Genomic DNA, 26,732 nt, shown 5'->3' on the forward strand with positions numbered 1-26,732 from the left:
GCGGCTCGATCGCCGCCTTCATGTCGTACAACGAGGCGCGGCGGTGGTCGAAGGAACCCGAGAAATTCGGCAAGGGGTCCGAGGAGGGGATCGCGGCACCCGAGGCAGCGAACAACGCCGTCGCCTGCACCGCGCTCGTTCCCGTCCTGAGCTTCGGCATTCCCGGATCGAACTCCGCCGCGATCCTGATGGGCGGGATGCTCATACACGGCCTGACACCAGGACCGATGCTGTTCCAGAAAGAACCGGAATTCGTATACGGACTATTCGGAGGCCTCGTGGTCGCCAACATCGCACAGCTTCTGCTCGGCATCGTCATGATGACGCCTGCGCTATGGCTCGTGAACCGGCCCAAGCCCTACCTGATGGCCGCGATCTTTGCGTTGGTCTTCTCGGGGATCTACTCGATCCATGACAACACCTACGACCTCTACCTGGTGCTTCTCTTCGGTGTCGTGGGCTACCTTCTGAGGGTCTTCGGCTTTCCGTTCCTGCCGCTCGTGCTGGGACTGGTGCTTGGCTACCTCGTGGAATCCAACTATCGGCGCTCGCTCGAACTGACGGCAGGAGACCACCGGATCTTCTGGGAAACGCCGATCTCGTTCTGGTTGCTGGCGACCGCCGGGGTCTTCGTCGCGGGCTCGGCAATCCGGGACGTGATGGTGGGACGCAAGGCAACCCGCCAGGTCGTGGAGGACCCGGCGGCATGAGCACGGTCTTTTCCGTCCGGCCGTGCCGCCCCGAAGCGCGGCCCGCGCCTGAAGAGCAGTTGTCCTGGGCACTGGCCGACCTCGCCGCGTGCGACCGTCCGCTCGACACTGACGCCGCAGCCCTCGTCGGGTGCCGGCTGATCGACAACATGGCGATCGCCGTCGCCTCTCTCGATCGCTCGCCCGTTGCCGCGGCCCGGGCCCAGGCGCTCTGTTTCCGTCGCGAAGGCGGGGCGCGGATTGTCGGCCTTCCGGTCGATCTGCGCGCCGACTGCACCTGGGCTGCCTTCGCCAACGCCACGGCCGTTCGCGAACTCGACTTCCACGACAGCTACTTCGCGCTCGACTCGAGCCATCCCGCCGACTGCATCATGACCCTTCTCGCCGTCGCGCAGCAGTGCGGCTGCACGGGCGACGACCTCGTCAGGGGTATCCTCGTGTCCTACGAGGTCCAGACCGCGCTGGTCCGGGGCCTGCCGCTTCAGCACCACCGGATCGATCACGTGGCACACCTCGGTCCCGCAGTGGCGGCAGGGCTTGGGGCCATGCTGCGTCAGCCGGCCAGCGTGATCTACGAGGCCGTGAACCTCGCCGCGCATCTCTCGCTGTCCACCCGGCAGATCAGGAAGGGGCGCATATCGACCTGGAAGGCTTCGGCGCCCGGGCATATCGGCAAGTGCGCCATCGAGGCACTGGACCGCGCGATGCGCGGCGAGACGGCGCCCTCGCCGATCTACGAGGGCGACTACGGCATCCTCGCCGTCCTGCTCGGCGGGCAGGACGCGGAAGTGACCTTGCCGGGGCAGGGCGAGCCTTGCCACGCCATCCTCGATACCCTGCCCAAAACACATTCCGCCGGATACCACGGTCAGGCGATCATCGACCTGGCACTCAGGCTGCACGGGCGGCTAGGAGACCTCGACCAGGTGGAAGCGATCACGATCCACACCAAGCGCATGACGCATGTGGTCATGGGCTCGGGCTCCGGCGACCCCGACAAGTGGGACCCGCGCGCATCGAGGGAGACGCTCGACCATTCCGCGCCCTTCCAGTTCGCCCGCGCGCTGGTCGACGGGGACTGGCACCACGACCGAAGCTACGATCCTGCACTCATCTCGGACCCCGCCTTCGTGCGCCTTTGGGGCAAGGTGCGGACCGTGGAGGACGAGGAATGGAACCGCAGGTTCGCCGCCGCCCGCCCCATCGACAAGGATCACGGCGGCAGAGCAGTCATCCGTTTTGCGGATGGCCGCGAACTGACCGAGGAACTGGCCGTTGCGGACTCCCATCCGCGTGGCGCCTTTCCTTGGGGGTTCGAGGACTACCGTCGCAAATTCGAGACCCTGACCGAGCCTTTCTTGTCCCGAGACGAGGGCGAGCGGTTCGTCGTCGCGGCCCGCGATCTGGCGAAGCTCTCCACGGAGGAGGTGCGACTCCTCGGCGTCGAGGCGGACCTGCGTCCCCCGACAGAGGGAGCGAAAGGACTTCTGGACCGGTCGCCCGCATGATCCCCATCAGCCCGCACGAGGTCATGGCCCGGCTCCGCACGCCCACTGTCGACGAGTGGGCGTTCCTCGACCTTCGCGAGAGAGCAGAGGCGGCGAGCGGGCACCCCTTCGGCTCCACCAATGTCCCTTCCAGCCGACTACACCTTGAGATCGGCCGCCTCGTCCCCCGGCCAGCGACCCCGCTCGTCCTCCTCGACGGTGGCGACGGTGCAGCCCGGCGCACGGCCGCGCGTCTCGAAGCCGTCGGACGGCGGCACATCTCCATCGTCGCGGGCGGCATCCCGGGCTGGCGTTCCGCGGGCTTACCGCTGTTCGAGGGCGAGCATACGTTTTCCAAGGCCTTTGGTGAGTGGGTGCAGCACCGCTTCGGCGTTCCGGACATTGGACCCGACGATCTGGCGGCCCTGATCGACGGGGACCAGCCGCCCCTTCTCATCGACGGGAGACCCCTTGAGGAGCATCGGAAGTTCACCCTTCCCGGTGCCATCAGCTGCCCGAATGCGGAACTCGGACTGAGGCTTCCGTCCTTCGTCAAGCCGGGCAGGACCATCGTGGTACATTGCGCCGGGCGCACACGGTCGATCATCGGCGCTCAGACGCTGCGCGACTTCGGTCTTCCGAATCCCGTCGTTGCTCTGCAAGACGGCACACAGGGCTGGGAGTTGTCCGGCAGACACCGGGAGTTCGGAGCAGACCGCCCCATTCCTCCGCCCTCGACGGAGGCACAGGACGCTGCCACGGAGATGGCGAGAAGGGTGCTGCTGTCAGAACGCGTCCCGGAGGTGGATGCGTCAGAACTTGGCCGGTGGACGGAAGATGAGAAGCGCACGACCTACCTTTTCGATCCCCGTGAGGAGGCTGAAGGCCATACCACCCCCGGCTTCCGCAGCGCGCCGGGAACCACGCTCCTCCAGCAAATCGATCGTTACATTGCGGTCAGGGGAGCTCGTGTAGTCCTCTGGGATCCCAAGCTCGTTCGCGCCACGTTCGGCGTGCTGTGGCTTCGCCGCATGGGACTCGACGCCTATGTGCTGACCGAGCCGCCGACCCTGCCGTCCGCGCGAGCCGACAGCGAAACTGTGATGCCGGCCGACGATCCCATCCACGACGTGGTGCCCGAAGCGAAACTGCCCTTCGCCGACCGCCACAATGGCAACCTCGACGACGCACGCGCCTATCTTGCTTGGGAGACTGGCCTCTTGGGACGGCTCGAGGCCGCCGGGATGGTGCTGTGGGAACCGAGACAATCGGGAACGCACTGCACGGCTTGAAGGTCTTGTAGCCTCGATCGTCCTGTCGAACCCTGGGTCGCCGTGCCACGGCGTTCGCCGCGGGCATGCGCCACGGAACCTGCGCCCAACTACGCACTCAGCGAGGCCAGGATCGTGGCGACGAGGCCCTCGGCCCTGAAGTCGATGCCGACCGAGTGAGGTGGCGGCAACGCCCCGCCCGAAAGCAGCTTCAGGCCGAAACCGTCCGTCCGGGGAGCATCGACCCGAGGTCCGCCCGTTTCGCGCCACTCCATGCGCAGGAGGTCGTCCTCCACGGTCCACGTCAGGGTGACGCGTCCCGTCTCCGTCGAGAGAGCGCCGTGCTTCAGGGCATTCGTGGCAAGCTCGTGCAAGACAAGAGCAATTCCGGTGAACACGGACTCCGGAAGGTCGAGATCGGGGCCCTGAATGTCGAAGGGATCCTGATCTTCGGGTCTGAACGGCAAGAGCGACCGCTCCACGAGGGCGCCCAGCCGGAGGGTCTTCTCGCGTTCGCCGAACATGAGTTCGGTGGACAAGGTAAGCGCCCGAATGCGACCGAGGTAAGTGTCGAGCTTCGCATCCCCGGACCAGGTCTGCCGAGCGAAAGCCCCAGCAAGCTGCACCATGTTCTTCAGCCGGTGGCGCAACTCCTGGTTCATGGTGGTGAGCAGCTGTTCGGCTCGGGCCTGATCCGTGGCATCGAACAGAATACCGATCACACGTTGCGCGCTGGCGTTCAGCCTGGGCGTCTGATCGAGCGCCGCGCGCAGGACATAGGTGACCTCGCCCTTGCCCGGCACAAGATAGCGCACCCTTGCCTGCAGGCTCGTTTCGCCCCGCGCCCGCGCCGCGGCGCCCTCGTCCTCGATGCGTTCGCGTTCGCCGGGCGCATACCTCGAACGCAGCTCCTCGACCGTCGGATGGGCTGATTCCGGGAACCCGAGCATGCGGTTCAGCTCGGGCGAGTGCGCTACCGTATTGGTCTCGAGATCCAGATCCCAGACGGCCATTTCGGCGGCGTCTATCGCAAGCCGCAGCCTCTCCTCGCTTGCCGCGAGGGCCTGCCGGGTCAATTCCCTGTCGGTTACGTCCTGAACGGAACCAGCATAGAGCACCGCGTTTGCGTCCGGGCTCTCGTCGTCGAACTCGGCGATTCCATGCGCACGAATCCATCGCGGTTCACCCGTGTCGAAGCGCCTGATCCGATACATGTAATGTTCGTCGGATCGGACGCTCGGGTCCATCGCGCGACCTGCCGCGGCGAGCACCGCCTCGAGATCGTCCGGGTGTATCGCGCCATGGACGATTTCACGCGTAATGGCTCCTTCCGGAGGAAAGCCGAAGATCGACCTCGCTACGTCCGAGTAGGCCAGCCGGCCTTCGCGGACATGCAATTCCCAAACGCCGATTCCCGCCGCCCGGCAGGCAAGCTCGTATCGGTCGGCGGGTTCATGAAGCTCCATGCGATTGGCGGTCTGTTCCATCGGTCCCGAAAGGTTGAAGATTCACGGCAGACGGAAAGAATTGCTTTTCAACCTAACAGCGAAGCCCTGTCGCGCAATATGGAAAAGAATGGCCGAAATAGGAGGCCGCTTGTGGACGGACACCACGGTCATTCGATCGGAAACAACCGCTCGAGCACACGTTCCACGTCCGCCTGGCAATATGGCTTGGCGAGGAGGGGCGCGTCGGCCCAGGCGGCGACGACTTCCTTGCCATAGCCCGTGGCCAGGGCGAAGCCGATGCGCCTCTCCGTCAGCGACGCCGCCACCGGGTCGATCCGGATACCCCGGACGTTGACGTCGAGGATCGCCGCATCGAAGGTCGCGTCCCTCGCCAGCGTGAGCGCGTCGTCGATGTTGTAGGCAGGTCCGATGACGGTCACGCCGTGATCTTCCAGGAAATGCTGAAGCATCGCGGCGACGAGGAACTCGTCTTCGACCACGAGAATGCGCCGCCCCCGGGCGGGTGATGCGCTCACTGTGGCCCCCGTTGCAGGGGCGCGCGCACCGTGCAGCGCAGACCTTGCTTCTGGAAGTCGAGGATGACCTCGCCGTCGAGGTCGTTGGCGAGAACCCTTTCGATCATGAAGGTGCCGAACCCCCGACCGGATGGCGTCTCCACGGGTGGTCCGCCGCGCTCCGCCCAGGTCAGTTCGAGGTCGGATCCCCGCAGAAGTTGCCAGTCGACCAGCACGCTCCCGCTGTCGCAGGACAGGGCCCCATACTTCATCGCGTTCGTGTTCAACTCGTGTATCGCCATCGCCACGGCCAGCGACTGCTTCGGGCTCAGCCTGACGTGGGGCCCATTCAACTCGATCCGCGCCCCGTCGGCGTCGGAGACGGCGAGGGCGTCCGTCAGCAGTTCCCTGAGCGGCGCGCTTTCCCAGTTCGCCTTGGTCAGAAGGCTATGGGCTGCGGCGAGGCTTGCGAGGCGGTCATGGAAGTCGTCGGCCAGGCGGCTTCCCTCGGCTCCCTTCAGGGTCTGGTGCGCGATGGCCTGCACCAGGGCGAGGGTGTTCTTCACCCGATGATTGAGTTCGTTGAAGATCATCTCCCGCTGCGCGGCCGCCTCTTCCTGCTCGGTGATGTCCACGTTGACGCCGATCATCCCGAGAAACTCGCCCGTGGCCGAAGAATAGGGACGAGCGGTGGTGGTCAGGGTCCGATAGTCGCCGTCCACGTTGCGATACCGGCCGGTGACCGAGAAGGGCTGCTGCCGGACTGTCGCGGCCACAACCTCGGCGGTGATGTGCTCGGCGTCGTCCGGGTGCATCGTCGAATGCCAGTCGAAGGTCGCCACCTCGTCTTCGCTGATACCCCAGGCATTCCTCAGCATCCGGTTGAGGTGGAGGCACGACCCGTCGCGGTCGCTCATCCAGATCATCACCGGCGCGTCTTCCGACATCAGACGGAAGCGGATCGCGGAGTCCCGAAGCGCCGCCTCGGCCGCCTGCCGCTGCTCCTCGGCCCTCAGCCTCTCGACGCTGAACCCGACCTGGCGCGCGATCGTGACGGCAAGGTCCATCTCGTGTCCGGACAGGACACGACGGTTGGCGTAGTAGGTCATGAACTTGCCTACGACCCGCCCCCTCACCGTAAGGGGAAAGAAGCCGAGACTGCGGATGTCCTCGCGCCGGATGATCTTCTTGATCCAGTCCGGTTCGTCGGTCTCGTCGATATCGGTGACGAAGATGGGGGTCGGGAAAAGCTCGCCGCACGACCACGGCGTGTGCCCTTCGAGTTGACGCCGATAGTCCGCAGACAGTCCGCGGGTGGCCTTGAAGCGCATGACCTCGTCGTCATCGAACAGCAGGATCGAGGCGCGAGAACATCCAAGCGTCGAGGTGATGGCGTCGAGCCCGGCCTCGAACACCTCGTCGATCGACGTCGTGCGGTAAAGTCTGTCGGTCAGTATATAAAGGGATTGAAGCTCATCGACGTTAGATTTTTCCGTCACCTGGCTCCCGACCATGCGACACACCCCCCGTTTTTCGTGCCGCTTGAGCGACCGGAACTCTCTTGACGAGGCGGTGCCCCAGGTTCCTCACGACCGTCCAAACGCACAGGCGCAGGAAAGGTTCCCCCCTGTGGCAGAGATTTTTTGCGTCGCTATTCCGGCGTGAGGAAGACCGTCCCCAGAGGCGGCAGGGTCACCGTGGCGGAGACCGGCTGGCCGTGCGTTCCCTCCCCCATGGCGCGAATGGTGCCGCCATTGCCCACCCCGGAGCCGCCATACTCGCTGGCGTCCGAATTCAGGACTTCCTTCCAGGTGCCTTCGATGGGCAGACCGACGCGGTAACCCTCCCGCACGACAGGGGCCATGTTGCAGATCACCGCAACCGGACGGCCGTCATCGGCCCACCGCAGGAAAGAGAAGGTGTTGTTGTCGGCGTCCCCGCCTTCGATCCACTGGAAGCCGTCGGGGCTGCAATCGCGCCGGTGCAGGGCCGGTGTCGCCTTGTAAAGCGCGTTCAGGTCACGCACGAGCTTTCGCACGCCGTCGTGCAACGGGTCGTCCAGCAGGTGCCAATCCAGCGACTGGTCGTGGTTCCACTCCTTCTCCTGGCCGAACTCGCAGCCCATGAAGAGCAGCTTCTTGCCCGGATGACCCCACATGAAGCCATAGTAGGCGCGCAGGTTCGCGAACTTCTGCCAGCGGTCGCCCGGCATCTTGCCCAGCATCGACCCCTTGCCGTGGACAACCTCGTCATGGCTGAGCGGCAGCACGAAATTCTCGGAAAAGGCATAGACCAGCCCGAAGGTCATCTGGTGGTGGTGATACTTCCGGTGGATCGGGTCGAGCGACATGTATTCCAGCGTGTCGTGCATCCAGCCCATGTTCCACTTGAAGTCGAAGCCGAGCCCGTCCTCGCTGACGGGGCGGCTCACGCCCGGGAATGCCGTGCTCTCCTCGGCAATGGTCAGGCTGCCCGGCGCATAATCGCGCGCGGTCTCGTTGACACCCTTTAGGAAGTCGATGGCGTCCAGGTTCTCGCGCCCGCCATAGCGGTTCGGGATCCATTCGCCCTCGTTCCTTGAATAGTCGAGGTACAGCATCGAGGCGACGGCATCCACGCGCAGCGCGTCGACGTGAAGCTCCTTCAGCCAATAGGTCGCCGAGGCGCGCAGGAAGTTCGCCACCTCGCGGCGACCATAGTTGTAGATCAGCGTGTTCCAGTCCTTGTGGAAACCCAGCCGCGGATCCTCGTGCTCGTAAAGCGCGGTTCCGTCGAAGCGGGCGAGGCCGTGGGCGTCGGACGGAAAGTGCGCGGGCACCCAGTCGACAATCACGCCGATACCCGCGCCATGCAGCCGGTCGATCATCGCGGCGAAGTCCTCGGGGCTGCCGAAACGCGAGGTCGGGGCGTACATCCCGACCGGCTGATAGCCCCAGGAGCCGGAGAAGGGGTACTCGGTGACCGGCAGGAACTCGACATGGGTGAAGCCCATCTCGGTGACGTAGTCGATAAGCTGGTCGGCGAGCGTGGCGTAATTCAGCACCTCGCCGTTGCCGCCACGCCGCCAGCTCTCGAGATGGACCTCGTAAATCGAGATCGGATCGGCGCGCTGGTCGGGTCGGCGGGCCTCGATCCAGCCGGAGTCGGACCATTCGTGGCGCACCAAGCCGTGTACGACCGAGGCCGTCTCGGGCGGCACCTGGGCAGCAAATCCCAGCGGATCGGCCTTGAGAGGCTGCAGATGCCCGTAGGCGCCCAGGATCTCGTACTTGTAGATCTCGCCCTTGCCGATGCCGGGCACGAAGATTTCCCACACCCCCGTCGCCCCGCGCCGGCGCATTGAGTGCCGTCGGCCGTCCCAGGCGTTGAAGTGGCCCACGACAGACACCCGCCTCGCGTTCGGAGCCCAGACGGCGAAGGACGTGCCCTCGACGCCCTCGTGGGTCATCGGGTGTGCGCCCAGGCGGCGATAAATCTCCTCGTGCCGCCCCTCGCCAAGCAGATACTCGTCCATCTCGCCAAGCACCGGCCCGAAGGCATAGGGATCATGCATCTCCCAGACGTGCCCCTGCGGATTGCGCAGGCGAAGCCGATAGGGAAAGGCTTTCATCTTCGTGCCGAGAACGCCGTGGAAGAAGCCCTCGTTGTTGATCAGGTCAAGCTCGCAGACGCTCTTGCCATCGAGGTCGAGGACCTCGACGTCCGACGCATCCGGGGCGAAGACGTTCACCACGAGCGTGTCCGTCTCGGTCGCACGGCTCATCCCCAGATAGCGGAAGGGGTCGCCATGATGACCTCTCAGAATGGCTTCTATGTCAGCTGCTGGAGGGGCGGAATCCCACATCAAGAGTCATCTCCGTTTTCGTCGAGAAGCGACAGTAGGCCGCGTAGGGGAATGTCGATCCAGTCCGGCCGCATGGACATCTCGTAGGCCACTTCGTACGCCGCTTTCTGTATCAGGAAGAGGTCGAGCAGCGCGGTCTCGAAGTCGCGGTCAGATGGGTGCAGCGATGCGCTGCCGAGTGTGTCTCGGTATGCTTCCAGGAAGGCGCCCTGCGTCGCGTCGCGCCAACCCGCAACACCCGCAAGGGTGCGCTCGGCGTCGGCGCCGATCTCGATCCGGCGGCGCACCGTGGACCAGAGCGCATAGTCGAAGCTGCGAAGCATCCCTGCCACGTCTCGCAAGGGTGACGACTTTGCCTGCCGCTCTCCCAGGCTTCGGGTGGGCTCGCCCTCGAAGTCGATGATCATCACGTCGGTCTCGACCACGAGGACCTGTCCGAGATGATAATCCCCGTGAATCCTGCACTTTCCACCCGAAGGACTGCTTCCGCGCAAGGACGTCAGGCGCGCCTCGAAATCGCCGCGCGCGGCCAGCACCTTGTCGGCCAGCTCTTGCCCGCTGTCGCGAAGCGCGTTCCGCTGTGCCGCGAGCCGGTCGAAGACCTCACTCACCTCTCGCGTCACATCGTCGACGAGCAGGGCGAGGTCGCCCTCCGTCAGCGGCTCTTCCGAGAACGCCGTGCCCGGCTTTCCGCTGGCCAGTGCGAGGTGCAGTTCACCCGTGCGCCGGCCAAGGACGGCGCCGAGATCGAGGGGACCGCCCATGACGTGATCGTCCTCGCCACCGGAGATCTTCTCGGTCATCTCCTCGCGCTCCATGTCGCGCTCGAGCGCTTCGGTCACATAGCGCCAGGCGTCGCCCTGGTTCCGCACGAACTCCGACGCGGCGGCGAGCGTCGTCGGCGTGCCGTCAGGGGCAACCCAGTCGATCGTGCCCAGCAGGGCGGGGCTCGCCTCGAACTCCGTCTCCTCGGTCAGGAAGCGGGCAACCTCAATGTCGGGCTGCACCCCCTGCCGCAGGCGGCGGTAGAGCTTGAGGATCACCTTGTCCGAGAACGCGATGGAGGCGTTGGATTGCTCGGCCGACAGAAGTCGCGGCTCGCCCGGGTCGGCGGCATGCTCGGCCAGCGCATCGCTGCCCCGGAACGCGACGCTGCCTTCACCGGCGGGCAAATCCACGCCCTCGACCATCGCGGACAGCAGCGCCCGAGCCATCTCCTCGTCGACTGCGCCGTCCAGCAACGCGCCCACGCGGTTCGCGCGGCGCAGCTTTGCGAGGGTCGCAGGCAACCTTGGTCCGATCGTCAGCGCATCCTCGCCCCAGACGGCCGAGAGCGGCAGGAAATACTGCGCCTCACCGCTGGCGGACGTGACGTCGACGACCGAGAGCAGGTGGCTCCCATTCCCCATCTCGGCAAGCTGGCGCATCTTCACGCCGTCGATCCGCTCTTCCTTCGCGGCGAACCAGCGCTGCAGCGGCAGGTAGTCGCGCAACGTCTGCCGTTCGAACTGCGGGGCAGACGCATCGGCCAGGGCCGACGAGATCGTTCCGTTTCGCGTCGTCAGGGTCAGGAAGTCTGGCAGCGTCTGGGTATAGGGCGTGTGCCACTCCGGCGCGGCTTCCTCTTCGGCGAGGAGGAACCAGTAGAAGCCATAGGCAGGCAGCGTCAGCAGATAAGGCAACTCGCCCACGGGCGGGAACGGCGACTGACCCGTGAGCTCGACGGGCACGCGACCGTTGAACTGGGACAGGTCGATCTCGGCGGCCTGGGCCTGGCGCGAGAGGTTCGCCACGCACAACACCACCTCGTCTTCGAAGCGGCGGAGGTAAGCGAGCACCTTGCGATTGCGGGGGTACAGCAGCTCGATCTCGCCGCGTCCGAAGACCGGGTGGCGCTGGCGCACCGCGATCATGCGCTTCACCCAGTTCAAGAGCGACGTGGGCGAGCTGTGCTGCGCCTCGACGTTGATCGCCTCGTAGCCGTGGACCGGGTCCTGGATGATCGGCAGGTAAAGTTGCTGCGGATTGGCGCGCGAGAACCCGGCATTGCGGTCGGCCGACCATTGCATCGGCGTGCGCACCCCGTCGCGGTCGCCGAGATAATAGTTGTCGCCCATCCCGATCTCGTCGCCGTAGTACACGATCGGCGTTCCGGGCATGGAATAGAGCAGCGAATTCAGCAGCTCGATCTTGCGCCGGTCGTTCTGCAACAGCGGAGCGAGGCGGCGGCGAATGCCCATGTTGATCCGCGCCCGCCGGTCCTCGGCATAGAAATTCCACAGGTAATCCCGCTCGCGGTCCGTCACCATTTCCAGCGTCAGCTCGTCATGGTTGCGCAGGAAGATCGCCCACTGGCAATCCTCGGGGATCGCGGGCGTCTGCCGGATGATGTCGGTGATCGGGTAGCGGTCCTCCTGGGCCACGGCCATGTACATCCGCGGCATCAGCGGGAAATGAAACCCCATGTGGCACTCGTCGCCCTCGCCGAAATAGGGGCGGGTGTCCTCGGGCCACTGGTTCGCTTCGGCCAGAAGCATCCGCCCGCTGTAGTGCTTGTCGAGGTCGGCGCGGATCGCCTTCAGCACGTCGTGGGTCTCGGGCAGGTTCTCGTTGTTGGTTCCGTCGCGCTCCACCAGGTAGGGGATCGCGTCGAGCCGCAGCCCGTCGACGCCCTTGTCGAGCCAGAAGTGCATCACGTCGAGCACCTCCTCCAGCACCTGCGGATTGTCGAAGTTCAGGTCGGGCTGATGGTCGAAGAAGCGATGCCAGTAGAACTGCTCGGCGATCGGGTCCCACGACCAGTTCGAGTCGTGAGTGTCGTTGAAGATCACCCGTGTCTCGTCCATCCACTTCGACGGATCGTCGGACCACACGTAGAAATCGCGCTCGGGCGACCCCTTGGGCGCGCGCCGCGCCCGCTGGAACCAGGCGTGCTGGTCCGAAGTGTGGTTGATGACAAGCTCGGTGATGACCTTCAGCCCGCGCCGGTGCGCCTCGTCGACGAAGCCCTGGAAGTCCTCCATCGAGCCATACTGCGGATTGACCGATTTGAACTCGGCGATGTCGTAGCCATCGTCGCGCAGGGGCGAGGGGTAGAAGGGCAAGAGCCAGATCGCCGTCGCACCCAACTCCTGCACATGGTCGAGCCGGCGCATCAGGCCGGCGAAATCGCCGATCCCATCGTTGTCGCTGTCCTGGTAGGCCTTGACGTGAACCTGATAGATCACGGCGTCCTTGTACCAGTCGGGTGCGGTGGTTTCCGGGTCGACTGCTAGCGACTGTCTGTCGGCGATGTTCATGCGACCCCTCCCGGCGGGAACAGCTTCCATATGGCATAGGGCCGGTTCACGGGATCGAGGGCAAGCCAATGGTCCTTTCCGTGCCACATGAACTGGTTCCCGTGGATGGCGTCCTCGACCCTGATCGAGGCGGCATCGGGCAGGTCGAACTCCCAGAGCGGCACCTCGAAGTCGAACTCGGTGCCGGTGTGGGGGTCGATCAGAACGTGGAACAGAAGGTAGTTGCGGGTCGCCTCATCGAAGCGGCCGTAATAGAGGACACGCTCGTCGCCCGCGTCGAAGAACTTCAGGTTCAGAAAGTCCTTCATCGCGGGGTTCTCGCGCCGGATCCGGTTGATGAGGCGGATGTCGTCCTTGATGTTGCCCTCGGCGTCCCAGTCGCGGTGCCGCAACTGGTACTTCTCGGAGTCGAGGTACTCCTCCTTGCCCGGCAGCGGTGCGCTTTCACAGAGCTCGAAGCCGGAGTACATGCCGTAATTCCCCGCCAGCGATGCCGCCATCAGAAGCCGGGTGCGGAAGCCCGCGCGGCCTGAGTACTGCAAGGCGACCGGGTTGATGTCGGGGGTGTTGGTGAAGAAATTCGGCCGCATGTAGTGGCGGCAGTCCTTGGTGGTCAACTCGGTCAGGTACTCCGTCAGCTCCTGCGCCGTGTCGCGCCAGGTGTAATAGGTATAGCTCTGGTTGAAACCGAGCTTCGCCAGACGCTTCATCACCTTGGGCCGCGTAAAGGCTTCGGAGAGGAAGATCGCCTCGGGATATTTCACGCGCACCTCGGCGATGATCCACTCCCAGAACGGGAACGGCTTCGTGTGCGGATTGTCGACGCGGAAGCAAAGCACGCCATGCCCCGCCCAGAACAGGAACAGGTCGCGGATCGCCTCCCAGAACGGCGCATTGGGGCGGCCGTCGTCGAGGTAGTAGCGGAAGTTGACGATGTCCTCGTACTTCTTCGGCGGGTTCTCGGCGTATTTGATCGTCCCGTCCGGACGGCGCTCGAACCAGTCGGGATGCTCTCCGATCCAGGGATGGTCGGGCGAGGCGTTCAGCGCGATGTCGAGCGCGATCTCCAGCCCCTTGTCGGCGGCCGCGGCGACGAGCGCGTCGAAATCCTCAAGCGTGCCGAGGTCGGGGTGGACGGCGTCCATGCCGCCCTCGGGCGAACCGATGGCATAGGGCGAGCCCACGTCGTCGGGTTCGGACTTGAGGGAGTTGTTCTTGCCCTTGCGGTTCGTGGTCCCGATGGGGTGGATCGGCGGGAAGTACAGCACGTCGAAGCCCAGGTCGCGCACATAGTCGAGCCGGTCGATCACGTCGCGGAAGGTGCCGTGCTGCCCCTCAGGCCCGGTGGAGCGGGGGAAGAGTTCGTACCATGCCGAAAAGGCCGCCCGCTCGCGGTCGATCCAGAACGGCAGATCCTCGTAGCGGGTGACGTTGGCGCGCGGGCCATGACGCGCCATCGTCGCGAGGGTCTCGGCCGACAGAAGCGTATCCGCGTCGCCGGCCTTGGCGGCGGCATTGAGGGCATTCAAGTCCGAGGCTTCTCCACGACGAGGCTTCAGGTCTGCCAGGATCAGGCGCGCTTCTTCCATCTCGACGGACACGTCCTGACCGGCCTCGAGCTTCTTGCGCGTGTCGCGCGCCCAGGTGCCCCAGAGGTCGCGCCAGGCGACGATGGTCACTTGCGCCGGTCCGACCTCGTCGAAGGTGACCTCGGCGCTCCAGCGGTCGTTCACGCCCTTGAGCATGGGGATCTCGCTGCCATCGTCCTTGACGATCGCGGCGGCGATGACCTCGTGGCCGTCGCCGAAAATATCGGCGCTGATCGTCTCCGGCCAGCCTGCCACCGCCTTTGCGGGGAAGCGGCCGCCATCGATCTCGGGGCTGACCGCTTCGATCACCAGCCGATTTTGTGCCAGAGCTTCAAGTATCGCTAAGCTGCCATCTTTTCTTGTCTTTCCGACTGCCACCTAAACCTTTTCCCCTTAAATCTCGCTGTCCCTGACCAATCTCGTGATGGGCTAACGACCCAGACCCGACCTTGTTCCGGCCCGTGGACAGGTCAGTCGGGATCGGGTCGCTCACGCTGGCCGAAACGGCGGCGCACCCGGCGCGCCCGGTCGGACACTCGAGCCATGCCATCATTCTTCAGGATATGGGCACGAAGACAAGGCCGCAACGAAAGAGGCGCAGTCGCCCGTGTGGCGCGCTCTTTGGTCCTTGTGGTGGCGTGTGGGGCGCCTGGCTATCCCGCCCCCCTCGCATGGCGCAACTGACCGGACCGGACGGTCTACCGAAGCCTGGCGTGACCCTTGTCCAAGCTACAAGGCTCGAGGCTCAACGGTACGATTTGCTGAGCGCTCTGCTGCGGCTCTTGGGGCGCTGCGCGTCCGGCCTCCAGTCGATGTGCTGCGAGATCTTCTGCCGGCTTTTCTTCTCCCGCTTCTCGGAGGCGGAGCTTAGCAACTTCGAAAGGAGACGGCGCATCGGGAGACCTCGCAAGGGGAACAAGTTTTGAAACAGCGCCGGAATCGTGGCAATTCCGTGGCGCATTTCCGCACCTGTCGCTCACTCCGGCATGGTCAAGAGGCGGTCATTCGCGGCGCGATCCAGCAGGTCGAAAGCGACCGGACGATCAGCATCTCAAGCCCCGTGGAGGATGCGACGGAAGCTCTTCGGTCGCCTCGTACCAGGCGCGAAGGGCAGAATAGCTCCCGTCGAAGACGCGACGCTTCAGGGTCTCGTAGATCTCCGAACATTCGGCGATCCCGGACCCGCTCAATGCGCCATCCTGAGCCAATGCCTCGCACCGAAGATAGGAGGTCTTGAGCGTCTCCGCCTGATTGCAGGCGTCTCGCCCGACAGAGGACGGAAAGGCGGCAGCCGGTTCGGAAGCTGCAAATGCCATTCCCACAACAAGCGGCGCGAGAACGCGGCAGCACATCGACATGTTCATCGTGAAGGTCCTCGGAATTGCTGCGGGTCCAGTTCTCGAAAAGCCTAGGTCCGCACGGGATCCGTCGCATGGGGCGAGCGTCCCGAATGTCCGGATTCTTTCAGCTCTCGTCAGCCATGACCGGGTCTCCGGTCCCGGTTCACGCTGTCGCCGCGCCCGAAGCCTGCGTCGCGCGCCATCACGATCGCTTCCGCCCTGGACTTGACCCCAAGGGCCGCGATCAGGCCCGAAACATGGTTGCGGACCGTCTTCGGGCTGATCCCGAGGCGTCCGGCGATGGCCCGGTTGTCGAGGCCAGCGGCGACAAGGTCCAGCACCTCGCGCTCACGCGCGGTCAGATCCCCGAACCGGGCGTCGTCTAGGGCCGGTGCCGGAAGAAAGTCATGCAGGACCTCGACGAAAGACCTCCAGGCCGGCTCGTCGTCACGCGGGAAATGATTGGGCGTGTCGAGTTCGAGAAACTGCGCCCCGTGAATCGATTGCGCCAGAAGGCGTCCCTCCGCGAGGGGCACGACAGCGTCGCCCGTCGCATGGGCCACCAGCGTGGGGCAGCCGATGACAGTCAGCGCCGTGCGAATGTCGATCCGGAACATGTACTCCGTCAGCCGGGCGGCGACCTCGGGCGAGGCCGCGCGGCGCTGCAACTCGCACCACGTCGCCAGATGGCCCGGCGCGCCGTCCGGCTGGAACTGCTGGGCGAAGGCCGTCGCGAACGCGTGGTCCTCGCTGCCCCAGCCAAGCCGGACCATATCCAGCATGACCCGCGCCTTTTCCGGCTCGAGAGGAATATCGTCGCGCTTGTTGCGTCCGCGCGCATAGGTCCCGAACAGCACCAGGTGGCTGACCCGCCCCGGATGACGCGCGGCGTATTCCAGCGCCACCGCGCCGCCCTGACACACGCCGATCAGGGAGAAGCTGTCGAGCTTGAGATGACCGACGAGCGCGTCGAGGTCCCGGACCCAGGCTACAAAGGTCAGGTCGTCGACCCGGCGGTCGGACATGCCGCAGCCGCGCGGATCATAGCGCACGAGCGAGTACCGGCTCGACAGCGCCTCGAGCCAGGGCTTCCAGGCGACGCTGCGCCGCTGAAATTCAAGATGCGTCAGCCAGCTCGGCAGAAGAATGACCGGAGGGCCTTCGCCAGAGACGCAATACGCGATCTTCGCGCCGTCGAAGCTCTCGAAGAACCTGATCTGACCATCCCGCATGGCGCCACTCCCAGGGCCGCTGTGCCGCCGACGGTACCCGTGAAGACCTCGGACGGCAAAGGCGCATGCCATGAAGTTGTGGAGATTGATAACCGATCCCCGACCGACCGTCGTCCGTCCGCCTCAGAACCCCGCTTCGTACTCTGCCTTGCGTCGCTGGTCTTCGGCGACCGCGGCGTAGACCTCTGCGGGATCGACATGCCTCGGCGCCATCTCCTGGCCCCGGTTCGCCATGTCGTAGCCTTCGATCGCGACCGACTCCTCATAGGTCCGCACCACGACCGTCGATCCGACGGACACGCGATTGTAGAGGTCGATGGCGTCCTGGTTGAACAGCCGGATGCAGCCCGCGCTGCCCGAGTTGCCGATCGTCGCGGGGTCGTTCGTCCCGTGGATGCGGTAGTAGGTGTCGCGGTTGCCCCGATAGAGGTAGATGGCTCGCGCTCCCAGCGGATTGGCCCTGCCGCCCGGAATGCCCTTCGAGAAGGGACCATAGACGTCGGGCTCGCTGCGGATCATGTTCGCGGTCGGCGTCCATCCGGGCCACTCCGCCATGCGTCCGACCGTAGCTTCGCCCTGAAAACCGCGCCCCTCGCGGCCCGCCGCGATGGGATATCGGATCGCGGCTCCGGGCGCCTCGACGTAATAGAGAAACTTGGCGTAGGGATCGACGACGATGGTTCCGGGCGTCTCGTACCCGTTGTAGGCCACCGAGGTTCGGCGATTGGGTTCCTGAAGGTACTGCGGGTCGACGCGCGGGATGACGATATGTCCCTCCTGCACCTCGCCATAGTCGCCGACGTCTTCCAGATCCTGGAAGTTGCCCACGTCTTCCGACGGCATGGTGCCCGAGCATGCGGCAAGCGCCAAACCGGCCGCCATCGCGACGACAAAGCGTATTGCTGTAAGTTTACTCATAAGTTCCATCGGATCGTTGGATTTGCGCGCAACTTAAGGCGCTGCGATCTGGGAGCAATCGCCAATTGCCCGGACGGCGAAGGCAAGCGGATAGTGGCGCGGAAAAGCCCGGGCAACGGGTGTGACCGACCTTCAGAACATCCCGTTTTCATTTTCGCCGTCGTCGGGGATGACCTGAAGCGACATGTGCAGTCCGACCTGCACCGGCACGGGCAGCATCCGCGTCGAGAGCCGCGCGTAGAGATAACCGAGCAGCAGAACGCTCTGGAAGAACAGCATCGCCGTCGTCCAGACCGCGGGCGAGCTCTGCGGAAAGGAATGCCATGTCTGTCCCGTTGCCTGTCCGATCCCGGGAAAAGCATCGAAATATGGTGCCAGTATGGCGACAGACGCGGCCCCTGCGTCACATTGGTGCCGGGGTCGCGCCTTGGCCCTTCCGTCCGCAAAGCGCGCCGTCTATCCCTTTCGCCATGATCGACGTACGCCCCGCCACCCCCGACGATTTGCCCGAGATCCTCGCCGTCCAGCTCGAAAGCTGGCGCCGCACCTATCCCGGTCTCTTGCCCGACGCCTATCTGGGCGAACCCGTGGCGAGCGACCTGAGCCGCACCTGGACGCCGGACCGGCTGAGCCGCGCGCTCGTCCTCGTGGCGCTGCGCGAGGGCCGCGTGGCGGGCTTCGTGGCGACGCTGCCCGACGACCCGGACGGGCCCTACGTCGACAACCTCCACGTCCGTCTCGCGGACGAAGGGCAGGGGGTCGGCCGCGCCCTTCTGGCCGAGACCGCGCGCCGCCTGATGGCGCTCGGCCATGACTGCCTGCACCTGACCGTGGCCGAAGGCAACGCGCGCGCCACGGCCTTCTACGCCCGCAGCGGCGGCCACCTCTCGGACCCCGTTCCGGACGACGTCTACGGTCAGCCGCTGATGGCGCTTCCGGTGCGCTGGACCGACCTTTCCGCCCTCGCTGCATTGGCCTGAGAGGCGGTCCGCAAAAATCCGACGGTGCCGCGAAACGCGCGGCCAATTCCGCTTGACGCCCTTCGCACCCTTCCTTATGTCACCCCCTGTCGCGCGGTTGTAGCTCAGTTGGTTAGAGTACCGGCCTGTCACGCCGGGGGTCGCGGGTTCGAGCCCCGTCAACCGCGCCACTTCCTCCCTTGCATGTCGCTTGTACCGGGGCTCTCCTGAGCCTCCGGAGGATATGCGCATGGCGGACTTCACCCAGGACGGTATCACCGTCGCCTACGATGTGGCGGGCGAGGGGCCTGCCGTCCTTCTGCTCCACGGCTTCCCCCAGACCCGTGCCCTCTGGACCGATGTCGCCTCTCGCCTCGCAGCGCGCTTCACGGTGGTGACCGCGGACCTGCGCGGCTACGGCGCCTCGTCGAAGCCCGGGGCGTCGCCGGACCTTGCCGAGTATTCCTTCCGCGCGATGGCCGCCGATCAACTTGCCCTCATGCGTCACCTTGGCCACGACCGCTTCCACCTCGTCGGCCACGACCGCGGCGCGCGGACCGCTTACCGGCTCGCGCTCGACGCACCCGAGGCCGTGGCGAGCCTCACGCTCATGGACATCCTGCCCACGGACGCGCTTCTCGCCGCCTGGACCTACCCGGTCTCGAAGGCCTACTTCCACTGGAGCTTCCTCGCTCAGCCAGCGCCCTTCCCCGAGCGCATGATCGAGGCCGACCCCGATCACTTTTACGAGGCCTGCCTCCTCGGCTGGGGCGGCGCGTCGCTCACCGACTTCCCCGCCCTCGACACCTACCGCGCGGCCTGGCGCGACCCCTCGACCATCGCGGGCATGACGAACGACTACCGCGCCGCCGTCACCATCGACCAGACGCACGACGCCGAGGACGCGGGCCGCACCCTCGACATGCCGTCGCTCGTGCTCTGGGGCGCGCAAGGCGCGATGGCGAAAAACTTCGACGTGGCAGAGGTCTGGCGCCCAAGGCTCAGCCGCATGACCGCCCGCGCGATTCCCGGCGGGCACTTCTTCATCGACCAGCACCCGGACGCAACGGCCGACGCGCTCGAACCCTTCCTCGGCTCCATCGACCTCTAGGTACGTCGGGAGGGTCCGGGAGGGCAGCGCGCCTCCATCCCGTCCGCGGCTTCAAGATTGACCGCCGCCATCTTGGTCCCGTCGGCTAACTTCGCGATGTCGGCACAGACGCGATACCGACACAATACCGACGTGATACCGACGCGGGGTTGGCGATCACCGCGTCACCGCGTCCAGCACCCGCGCCCAGCTCCGGATGCCCTTGTGGAACGACCGGACGTCGTACTTCTCGTTCGGGCTGTGGATCAGGTCGTCGTCCAGACCAAAGCCGATCAGCATCGAATCAAGTCCGAGGATCTGCTTGAAATAGCCCGCGATCGGGATCGATCCGCCCGACCCGATGAAGGCCGCATCCTTCTCCCATTCGTCCGAAAGCGCCTGCCGCGCCTTCTCGAAGGCGGGGTCGTCCGTCGCCATGACCGAAGCCGGTCCGGCGCCGTGGTCCTTGAACTCCACCGAGCAGTCCGGGGGCAGGGCATCCTGCACCATCCGCCTGAAATTGTTGCGGATTTCCAGTGGGTCCTGCGTGCCCACCAAGCGGAAGCTGATCTTGGCCGAAGCCTTCGACGGCAGCACCGTCTTGAACCCGTCGCCGGTGTAACCGCCGGTGATCCCGTTCACCTCGCAGGTCGGCCGCGACCAGATCATCTCCAGCACGCTGCGGCCGGTCTCTCCAGCAGGAACCGACAGATCGACCCCGCCCAGGAACCCTTCGGCATCGAAGCCAAGCCCTTCCCACTGCGCCCTCATTTCGTCGGTGATCTCCGGCACGCCATCATAGAACCCCGGCACCGTGATCCGACCCGTCTCGTCATGCAGCGAGGCGATGATCCGCGCCAGTACCCGGACGGGGTTCATCGCCGCACCGCCATACATCCCCGAGTGCAGGTCCTTGTCGGCGCCAGTGACGGTCAGTTCCTCGCCTAGAAGTCCCCGCAGCATGGTCGTGATGGCCGGCGTGTCGCGGTCGAAAAGCCCCGTGTCGCAGATCAGCGCCAAGTCCGGTTTCGACAGCTCATCCTTGAATTCCTTGAGGAAAGGCACGAGCGACGGCGACCCCGACTCCTCCTCGCCTTCGAAGAGGAAAGTGACCCGGCACGGCCACGATCCGTTCACTGCCTTCCACGTCCGGCAGGCCTCGACGAAGGTCATCAGCTGCCCCTTGTCGTCCGACGATCCGCGTCCGCGCAGGACTTTGCCCTGCGGCGTGTCCTGCACCTCGGGGTCGAAGGGATCGCGGTGCCAGAGAGACAGGGGATCGACCGGCTGCACGTCGTAGTGCCCGTAGAACAAGAGGTGCGGCGATCCTTCGCCGACATGCCCCACGACCATGGGATGCCCCGGTGTCGCCCGCGCTTCGGCGTCGACGCCAAGCGAGGCGAGATCGGCCACCAGCCAGTCCGCCGCCGTGGCGCAGGCTTCCTTGTAGGCCGGGTCCGTCGAGATCGAAGGAATGCGCAGAAGCGCCTTCAATCGTTCGAGAGCGGGGTCGAGATCGTCGTCGATGCGGGAGAGCACGGCGTTCAGGGTCATGGGGCCTCCGGTTGCTGTGAACCGGACGTTATCAGGCTGTGAAACGGCGTCCAGAGCGCTGGCCTTCTAGGCCCTCCGGGCGTATGTGAAACCAAACGGCAAAGGAGTTCCCCAATGGTCAGGACGCTGACCCTTGTCCTCGTCTTCCTCGCGATGGCGATGCCCGCCGCAGCGCAAGTCTTCGACACCGCCTCGGCGCGGCAGATGCTTTACCCGACGCGCGGACACACGATCCAGACCGCCAAGGAACTCTCGCCCCAGAACCGCCGCATCGTGACCGGCATCGTGCCGCTGATGGCCAAGGAAATGCGTCAGCCCGTCCGCTACTACACCGCCATCGCCTGGTCGCCCAAGGACGGGATGGTCCACGAGTCGCTCCAGGCGGCGATGAATCACCATTCGGTCGAGGCGGCCGGCGCCGCCGCCGTCGCGGCCTGCAACGTGAAGAAGTCGAATGGAGCGCCAAACTGCGTCGTCGCGGCGCGGGTCGTGCCGAAGAACTGGCAGCCGAGGCCGCTCATGCTGTCGATCGATGCGACGGCCGCTTTCGACAAGAAATACAGAAGGATGCGCGGATCCAAGGCCTTCTCCGTCTCATCCGCCACGGGGGCCTTCGGCTATGGGGCCTCGGACGCCGCGGCCCTGGCCCGCTGCGGGTCGACTGGGGCGCAAGACTGCAAGGTGGTCATCAGGAACTGATTGATCCGCGTCAATTTGTTCGGTCGTCGAGGTTGTTAGGGTAACATATTCCGTTTTATGAACGAGAGACGACTCGGAGGGGAAGACACAGTGGACTACACCGCCAAGCTCGACGCCGCGCTGCAACGGCTCCACGACGAAGGCCGCTATCGGACCTTCATCGACATCGTGCGCGCGAAAGGCCAGTTTCCCCACGCCACCTGGCGTCGGAAGGACGGCAGCGAGCGTCCGGTGACGGTCTGGTGCGGCAACGACTACCTCGGCATGGGCCAGCACCCCGAGGTGCTTGCCGCCATGCACGAAGCGCTCGAGACGACGGGCGCGGGATCGGGCGGGACCCGCAACATCTCGGGCACGACGCTGTATCACAAGGCGCTTGAGGCCGAGCTTGCCGACCTTCACGGCAAGGAAGCGGCCCTTCTCTTCACCTCGGCCTACATCGCGAACGACGCCACGCTGTCGACGCTGCCGAAGCTGTTTCCCGGCCTCATCGTCTATTCCGACGAGCTGAACCACGCCTCGATGATCGAAGGCATTCGCCGCAACGGCGGGGCGAAGCGCGTCTTCCGTCACAACGACCTCGACCACCTGCGTGAGCTTCTGGCGGCCGACGATCCGGCCGCGCCGAAGCTGATCGCCTTCGAATCGGTCTATTCGATGGACGGCGACTTCAGCCCGATCGAAGCGATCTGCGATCTGGCCGACGAATTCGACGCGCTGACCTACATCGACGAGGTCCACGCGGTCGGTATGTACGGCCCTCGCGGCGGCGGCGTGGCCGAGCGCGACCGGCTGATGCACCGCATCGACATCATCAACGGAACGCTGGCCAAGGCCTATGGCGTGATGGGCGGCTACATCGCTTCCAGCGCGAAAATGTGCGATGCCATAAGGTCTTACGCGCCGGGCTTCATCTTCACGACCTCGCTTCCGCCCGCTGTCGCGGCGGGCGCTGCGACATCGGTCCGCATCCTCAAGACCGACCGCGCGCGGCGCGAGCTGCACCAGACGCAGGCCTCGATCCTTAAGACGCGGTTCAAGGCGCTGGGCCTGCCGCTGATCGACCACGGCAGCCACATCGTTCCGGTGATCGTGGGCGATCCGGTCCATACCAAGGTCATTTCGGACATGCTGCTGGAACAGCACGGCATTTACGTCCAGCCGATCAACTTCCCGACCGTGCCTCGCGGCACCGAAAGGCTGCGTTTCACGCCCTCTCCGGTGCATGGTCCGAAGGAAATCGACGCACTCGTGCGCGCGATGGATGCACTCTGGTCGCACTGCGCCCTGAATCGGGCCGAACTCTCCGCCTGAACAGAACTCTGCCGTGACCCTTTGGTAGGTCCGTGTTAACAATGGCCTACTACGCTCGGAGCCGATTCTGACGGCCCTGAACCTGGGACAGAGATGACTGAAATGGGGCAGGACTCGTGACCGGTCGTCGCGGGACGACTGATCAGACGAAAAAGCCGTCGCGCCAGAAGGGGTTCGACGACTTCGAACTGCGCCTTGGTGACATCATGCGCGGGGAGCGCGCCACCCTGGGCAAGTCGCTTCTGGACGTGCAGCGCGAGCTGAAGATCAAGGCGACCTACATCTCGGCCATCGAGAATACCGATCCCTCGGCCTTCGACACGCCGGGCTTCGTCGCGGGTTACGTCCGCTCCTACGCGCGCTACCTCGGTCTCGACCCGGAATGGGCGTTCAAGACCTTCTGCGAAGAGGGCGGCTTCACGGTGGCGCACGGCATGTCACCCGAAGCCAGCGTCAAGGTCGACAAGACTCCCGGCGTCAAGAAGCCCAAGGCCATGGGCAAGCCCGCGCATCTTCGCGACCCCTTTACCGAGCCCTCCGTCAGCTATCTCCCCAAGGGGGAGGCGGTGTTCGCGGGCATCCAGCCGCGGGCAGTGGGGTCCATCGCCGTCCTCCTCGTGCTGCTAGGCGGGATAGGCTACGGCGGGTGGGCCGTCCTTCAGGAAGTGCAGAAGGTACGTCTGACGCCCGTGGACCAGACGCCCGAAGTGCTGGCCGAACTCGATCCCCTGTCGTCTGCAACGCTTGCGCCCGACGAAAGCGAAGGGCCTCAGATCGCCGCGGCCAACCCGGATGGCACCGACCGTCTCTACAGGCCCGAAGCGCTGGACGTTCCCGTCCTGACCGCCCGCGACGGACCGATCGCCTCCATCGACCCCGACACGGTCGGGGCGCTCGCGCCAAGCCGGGACGAACGCTTCCTCGCCAATCGCCAGCCCACGCCCGACAATGCTCCCTTCGCGATCCCCGGCGGCCCGCGCACGCCGACCGAAGCGGTGGCGATGGCCGACCTCGACGGATCCGAACTCCTGCCGCCCGTCCAGGTGGTCGAAGCGACGGCGCCATCCGTCTCGCTTCTCGCGGTGCGCCCGTCCTGGGTGCGCGTGCGCGCCTCGGACGGCACCGTGATCTTCGAGAAGATCCTCGACGCGGGTGAGGAATTCAACGTCCCCCTGACCGAGGAACCGGCGACACTGCGGGCCGGAAACGCAGGATCGCTCTACTTCGCCGTCAATGGCCAGACCTATGGTCCGGCGGGCGACGGACCCATTGTGGTGAAGGACGTCAAGCTGGGCGTCGACGCGCTGATGCAGAAGTACAAGGTCGCCGACGCCGCCCGCGACACCGACCTCGCGCGCTTCATCGCCGTCGCGGAAGCGCAGACCGACGCCCAGAGCCAGTAATTGCGATCCGGACGCGCGGGCCTTACATAGGCCGCGACCCGTATCCGCGAAGGACACGCCGAATGTCGCACAATCCGATCCGTCCCTGGCGCAACATAGAGCGCCGGAAATCGCGCATGATCCACGTGGGCTCCGTGCCCGTGGGCGGCGACGCGCCGGTCAGCGTGCAGACCATGACGAACACGCTGACGACCGACGTGGCGGGGACGGTGGCGCAGGTGCAGGCGGCCGCGGACGCCGGCGCCGACATCGTGCGCGTCTCGGCCCCCGACGAGGCGTCGACGCGGGCCTTGAAGGAGATCGTCGCCGAAAGCCCGGTCCCGATCGTCGCCGACATCCACTTCCACTACAAGCGCGCCATCGAGGCGGCCGAGGCCGGTGCCGCCTGCTTGCGGATCAACCCCGGCAACATCGGTTCGCCCGACCGCGTGCGCGAAGTGATCCGCGCGGCCCGCGACCACGGCTGTTCCATTCGCATCGGCGTGAACGCGGGGAGCCTCGAGAGGCACCTTCTCGAGAAGTACGGCGAGCCTTGTCCCGATGCGATGATCGAAAGCGGGCTCGATCACATCCGCATCCTTCAGGACAACGACTTCCACGAGTTCAAGATCAGCGTGAAGGCCTCGGACGTCTTCCTCGCCGCCGCCGCCTACCAGGGGCTGGCCGAGGCGACGGACGCGCCGATCCACCTCGGCATCACCGAGGCGGGCGGCCTGATGACCGGCACGATCAAAAGCGCGGTCGGCCTCGGCACCCTTCTGTGGATGGGCATCGGCGACACGATCCGTGTCTCGCTTTCGGCCGATCCGGTGGAAGAGGTGAAGGTGGGCTTCGAAATCCTCAAGTCGCTAGGCCTGCGCCACCGGGGCGTCAACATCATCAGTTGCCCTTCCTGCGCGCGCCAGGGGTTCGACGTGATCCGCACGGTCGAGGCGCTGGAGAAGCGCCTCGAGCACATCAAGACGCCGATGAGCCTCTCGATCATCGGCTGCGTGGTGAACGGTCCCGGCGAGGCGCTGATGACCGATGTGGGCTTCACCGGCGGTGGGGCGGGGTCCGGGATGGTCTATCTGGCGGGTAGCCAGAGCCACAAGATGTCGAACGACCGTATGATCGACCACATCGTCGAGGAGGTCGAGAAAAAGGCCGCCCAGATCGAGGCGGCCTCGGCGCAGCAGGCGGCGGAATAGGGCGTCAGCCCTTTTCGGCCCGGATGCTGTCGATGATGGCCATCATCTGGTCCAGCTCGACGTATCCCCGCACGAAGGTCTCGCCCATGATGAAGGTGGGCGTCCCCTGGATCTGGAGCGCCTGGCCGAGAGCGCGGTTGGTGTCGATGACGCGCGTGACCTCGTCGCTGTCCATCTCGGCGACGATGGCGTCGTGGTCCAACTCCAGCGTCTTCGAAAGCCGCGCGAGGAAGGGTTCACTGACGTTGCCCGAATGGGTCATCAGGCTGTCGTGCGCCTTCTTGTAGGCGTCGTCGCCCTGGGTGATCTTGGTTGCGATGGCATAGCGCGCCGCCAGCGTCGACTGGTCGCCCAGGATCGGGAACTCCTTCACCACGAAGCGGATGTTGCCGTCTGTGTTCACAAGGTCCTCGACGGCAGGAAATGCGCGCTTGCAGTAGCCGCACTTGTAGTCGAGGAACTCGACCACCGTCACGTCGCCGTCGGGATTGCCGCCGACGAAGCTGAAGCCGTCCTCGAAGATCGCCTGCCGGTTCTGCTCGAGCATGGCCTTCTCGGCCACGGCACCCTGCGCTACGCGCTGCTGCTCGAGCACCGCGATGGCCTCCATCAGGACGTCGGGGTTCTCAAGCAGGTAGTCGCGGATCTCGGAGCGGAAGATGGTGCGTTCGTCGGGCGTCATCGCCTCGATCTCGAACGCCTGCAGCGGGGCGGCGAGAGCGCCGAGGGCCAGCATGCCGGTCGTCAGGGCTGCAGTCAGGCGAAGCATGGGTCGTCTCCGTTTCAAAGTCGCCGGAGGATGGCAGGTTGCACGGCAAACGCAACGGCTTCACCAAATTTTGACCGGAGGGCGTGCGATTGACGGCGGGG

General features: G+C 65.4%; 21 protein-coding genes and 1 tRNA gene. 10 read left to right on the top strand and 12 right to left on the bottom strand.

The window, feature by feature from the left end; translation table 11 throughout:
* The 3 genes from C8D95_RS07415 to C8D95_RS07425 all read left to right on the top strand — a co-directional run.
* Positions 1–710 (top strand): tripartite tricarboxylate transporter permease (locus C8D95_RS07415; protein ID WP_211312613.1); only part of this gene is annotated, 710 nt, incomplete at its 5' end.
* On the top strand, positions 707–2,218 hold the full coding sequence (locus C8D95_RS07420; protein WP_109758553.1) for an MmgE/PrpD family protein: 1,512 nt from the start codon (positions 707–709) through the stop codon (positions 2,216–2,218). The genes C8D95_RS07415 and C8D95_RS07420, both read left to right, overlap by 4 nt.
* The gene (locus C8D95_RS07425; protein WP_109758554.1) at positions 2,215–3,489 is read left to right on the top strand and encodes a rhodanese-like domain-containing protein; all 1,275 of its coding nucleotides are present in this window, start codon (positions 2,215–2,217) and stop codon (positions 3,487–3,489) included. Before C8D95_RS07420 ends, C8D95_RS07425 begins: the two co-directional genes overlap by 4 nt.
* 89 nt (positions 3,490–3,578) lie before the next feature.
* On the opposite strand, the gene C8D95_RS07430 is transcribed toward C8D95_RS07425, so the two are convergent.
* The 10 genes from C8D95_RS07430 to C8D95_RS21975 all read right to left on the bottom strand — a co-directional run bounded on the left by C8D95_RS07430 (position 3,579) and on the right by C8D95_RS21975 (position 17,932).
* Positions 3,579–4,955, bottom strand: coding sequence for a sensor histidine kinase (locus C8D95_RS07430; RefSeq protein ID WP_109758555.1), 1,377 nt, complete (start codon positions 4,953–4,955; stop codon positions 3,579–3,581).
* 128 nt (positions 4,956–5,083) lie between these two features.
* Complete coding sequence (locus C8D95_RS07435; RefSeq protein WP_126918540.1) at positions 5,084–5,452, bottom strand: response regulator; 369 nt, start codon at positions 5,450–5,452, stop codon at positions 5,084–5,086.
* The gene (locus C8D95_RS07440; protein WP_164721616.1) at positions 5,449–6,930 is read right to left on the bottom strand and encodes a sensor histidine kinase; all 1,482 of its coding nucleotides are present in this window, start codon (positions 6,928–6,930) and stop codon (positions 5,449–5,451) included. The genes C8D95_RS07435 and C8D95_RS07440 overlap by 4 nt, the downstream gene beginning before the upstream one ends.
* Positions 6,931–7,082: 152 nt before the next feature.
* The gene (gene glgB / locus C8D95_RS07445; protein WP_109758558.1) at positions 7,083–9,275 is read right to left on the bottom strand and encodes a 1,4-alpha-glucan branching protein GlgB; all 2,193 of its coding nucleotides are present in this window, start codon (positions 9,273–9,275) and stop codon (positions 7,083–7,085) included.
* A complete protein-coding gene (treS, locus tag C8D95_RS07450; protein ID WP_109758559.1) occupies positions 9,275–12,574 on the bottom strand; it encodes a maltose alpha-D-glucosyltransferase in 3,300 nt (1,099 codons plus the stop codon). The genes glgB and treS overlap by 1 nt, the downstream gene beginning before the upstream one ends.
* Positions 12,571–14,472, bottom strand: coding sequence for an alpha-1,4-glucan--maltose-1-phosphate maltosyltransferase (locus tag C8D95_RS07455; protein WP_241239848.1), 1,902 nt, complete (start codon positions 14,470–14,472; stop codon positions 12,571–12,573). The genes treS and C8D95_RS07455 overlap by 4 nt, the downstream gene beginning before the upstream one ends.
* A gap of 734 nt (positions 14,473–15,206) precedes the next feature.
* Entirely contained in the window at positions 15,207–15,527 is a 321-nt protein-coding gene (locus tag C8D95_RS07465; RefSeq protein WP_109758561.1) for a hypothetical protein, read from the bottom strand.
* Positions 15,528–15,637: 110 nt separating this feature from the next.
* A complete protein-coding gene (locus tag C8D95_RS07470) occupies positions 15,638–16,735 on the bottom strand; it encodes an alpha/beta fold hydrolase (protein WP_164721618.1) in 1,098 nt (365 codons plus the stop codon).
* Between the two features lie 123 nt (positions 16,736–16,858).
* Entirely contained in the window at positions 16,859–17,653 is a 795-nt protein-coding gene (locus C8D95_RS07475) for a L,D-transpeptidase (RefSeq protein WP_241239849.1), read from the bottom strand.
* Positions 17,654–17,785: 132 nt separating this feature from the next.
* The gene (locus C8D95_RS21975; RefSeq protein WP_164721619.1) at positions 17,786–17,932 is read right to left on the bottom strand and encodes a hypothetical protein; all 147 of its coding nucleotides are present in this window, start codon (positions 17,930–17,932) and stop codon (positions 17,786–17,788) included.
* A gap of 191 nt (positions 17,933–18,123) precedes the next feature.
* Here C8D95_RS21975 and C8D95_RS07480 point away from each other — a divergent pair, with 191 nt between their 5' ends.
* From C8D95_RS07480 to C8D95_RS07490, 3 genes are all read left to right on the top strand, one after another.
* The gene (locus tag C8D95_RS07480) at positions 18,124–18,633 is read left to right on the top strand and encodes a GNAT family N-acetyltransferase (RefSeq protein ID WP_164721620.1); all 510 of its coding nucleotides are present in this window, start codon (positions 18,124–18,126) and stop codon (positions 18,631–18,633) included.
* A gap of 93 nt (positions 18,634–18,726) precedes the next feature.
* A tRNA-Asp gene (locus C8D95_RS07485) sits at positions 18,727–18,803 on the top strand.
* A 59-nt stretch (positions 18,804–18,862) separates the two neighbouring features.
* Positions 18,863–19,723: an alpha/beta fold hydrolase gene (locus tag C8D95_RS07490; protein WP_241239850.1), complete on the top strand. Its 861-nt coding sequence runs from the start codon at positions 18,863–18,865 to the stop codon at positions 19,721–19,723.
* 156 nt (positions 19,724–19,879) lie between these two features.
* Here the strand turns inward: C8D95_RS07490 and C8D95_RS07495 are convergent, their stop codons facing one another.
* Positions 19,880–21,256, bottom strand: a complete 1,377-nt coding sequence (locus tag C8D95_RS07495) for a M20/M25/M40 family metallo-hydrolase (protein ID WP_109758566.1) — start codon at positions 21,254–21,256, stop codon at positions 19,880–19,882.
* Between the two features lie 114 nt (positions 21,257–21,370).
* Here C8D95_RS07495 and C8D95_RS07500 point away from each other — a divergent pair, with 114 nt between their 5' ends.
* The 4 genes from C8D95_RS07500 to ispG all read left to right on the top strand — a co-directional run bounded on the left by C8D95_RS07500 (position 21,371) and on the right by ispG (position 25,862).
* Positions 21,371–21,955, top strand: a complete 585-nt coding sequence (locus C8D95_RS07500) for a hypothetical protein (protein ID WP_109758567.1) — start codon at positions 21,371–21,373, stop codon at positions 21,953–21,955.
* 90 nt (positions 21,956–22,045) lie between these two features.
* The gene (hemA, locus tag C8D95_RS07505) at positions 22,046–23,269 is read left to right on the top strand and encodes a 5-aminolevulinate synthase (RefSeq protein WP_109758568.1); all 1,224 of its coding nucleotides are present in this window, start codon (positions 22,046–22,048) and stop codon (positions 23,267–23,269) included.
* Between the two features lie 116 nt (positions 23,270–23,385).
* Positions 23,386–24,672, top strand: a complete 1,287-nt coding sequence (locus C8D95_RS07510; RefSeq protein WP_241239851.1) for a helix-turn-helix domain-containing protein — start codon at positions 23,386–23,388, stop codon at positions 24,670–24,672.
* 62 nt (positions 24,673–24,734) lie between these two features.
* Positions 24,735–25,862, top strand: coding sequence for a flavodoxin-dependent (E)-4-hydroxy-3-methylbut-2-enyl-diphosphate synthase (gene ispG, locus C8D95_RS07515; protein ID WP_109758569.1), 1,128 nt, complete (start codon positions 24,735–24,737; stop codon positions 25,860–25,862).
* Between the two features lie 4 nt (positions 25,863–25,866).
* Here ispG and C8D95_RS07520 read toward each other — a convergent pair whose 3' ends face one another.
* Positions 25,867–26,631 (bottom strand): DsbA family protein, encoded by a 765-nt coding sequence (locus tag C8D95_RS07520; protein WP_109758570.1) that lies wholly within the window; start codon positions 26,629–26,631, stop codon positions 25,867–25,869.
* Positions 26,632–26,732 lie beyond the last annotated feature (101 nt).

It is taken from the genome of Silicimonas algicola, from assembly GCF_003148765.1.
Taxonomy (GTDB): Bacteria; Pseudomonadota; Alphaproteobacteria; order Rhodobacterales; family Rhodobacteraceae; genus Silicimonas; species Silicimonas algicola.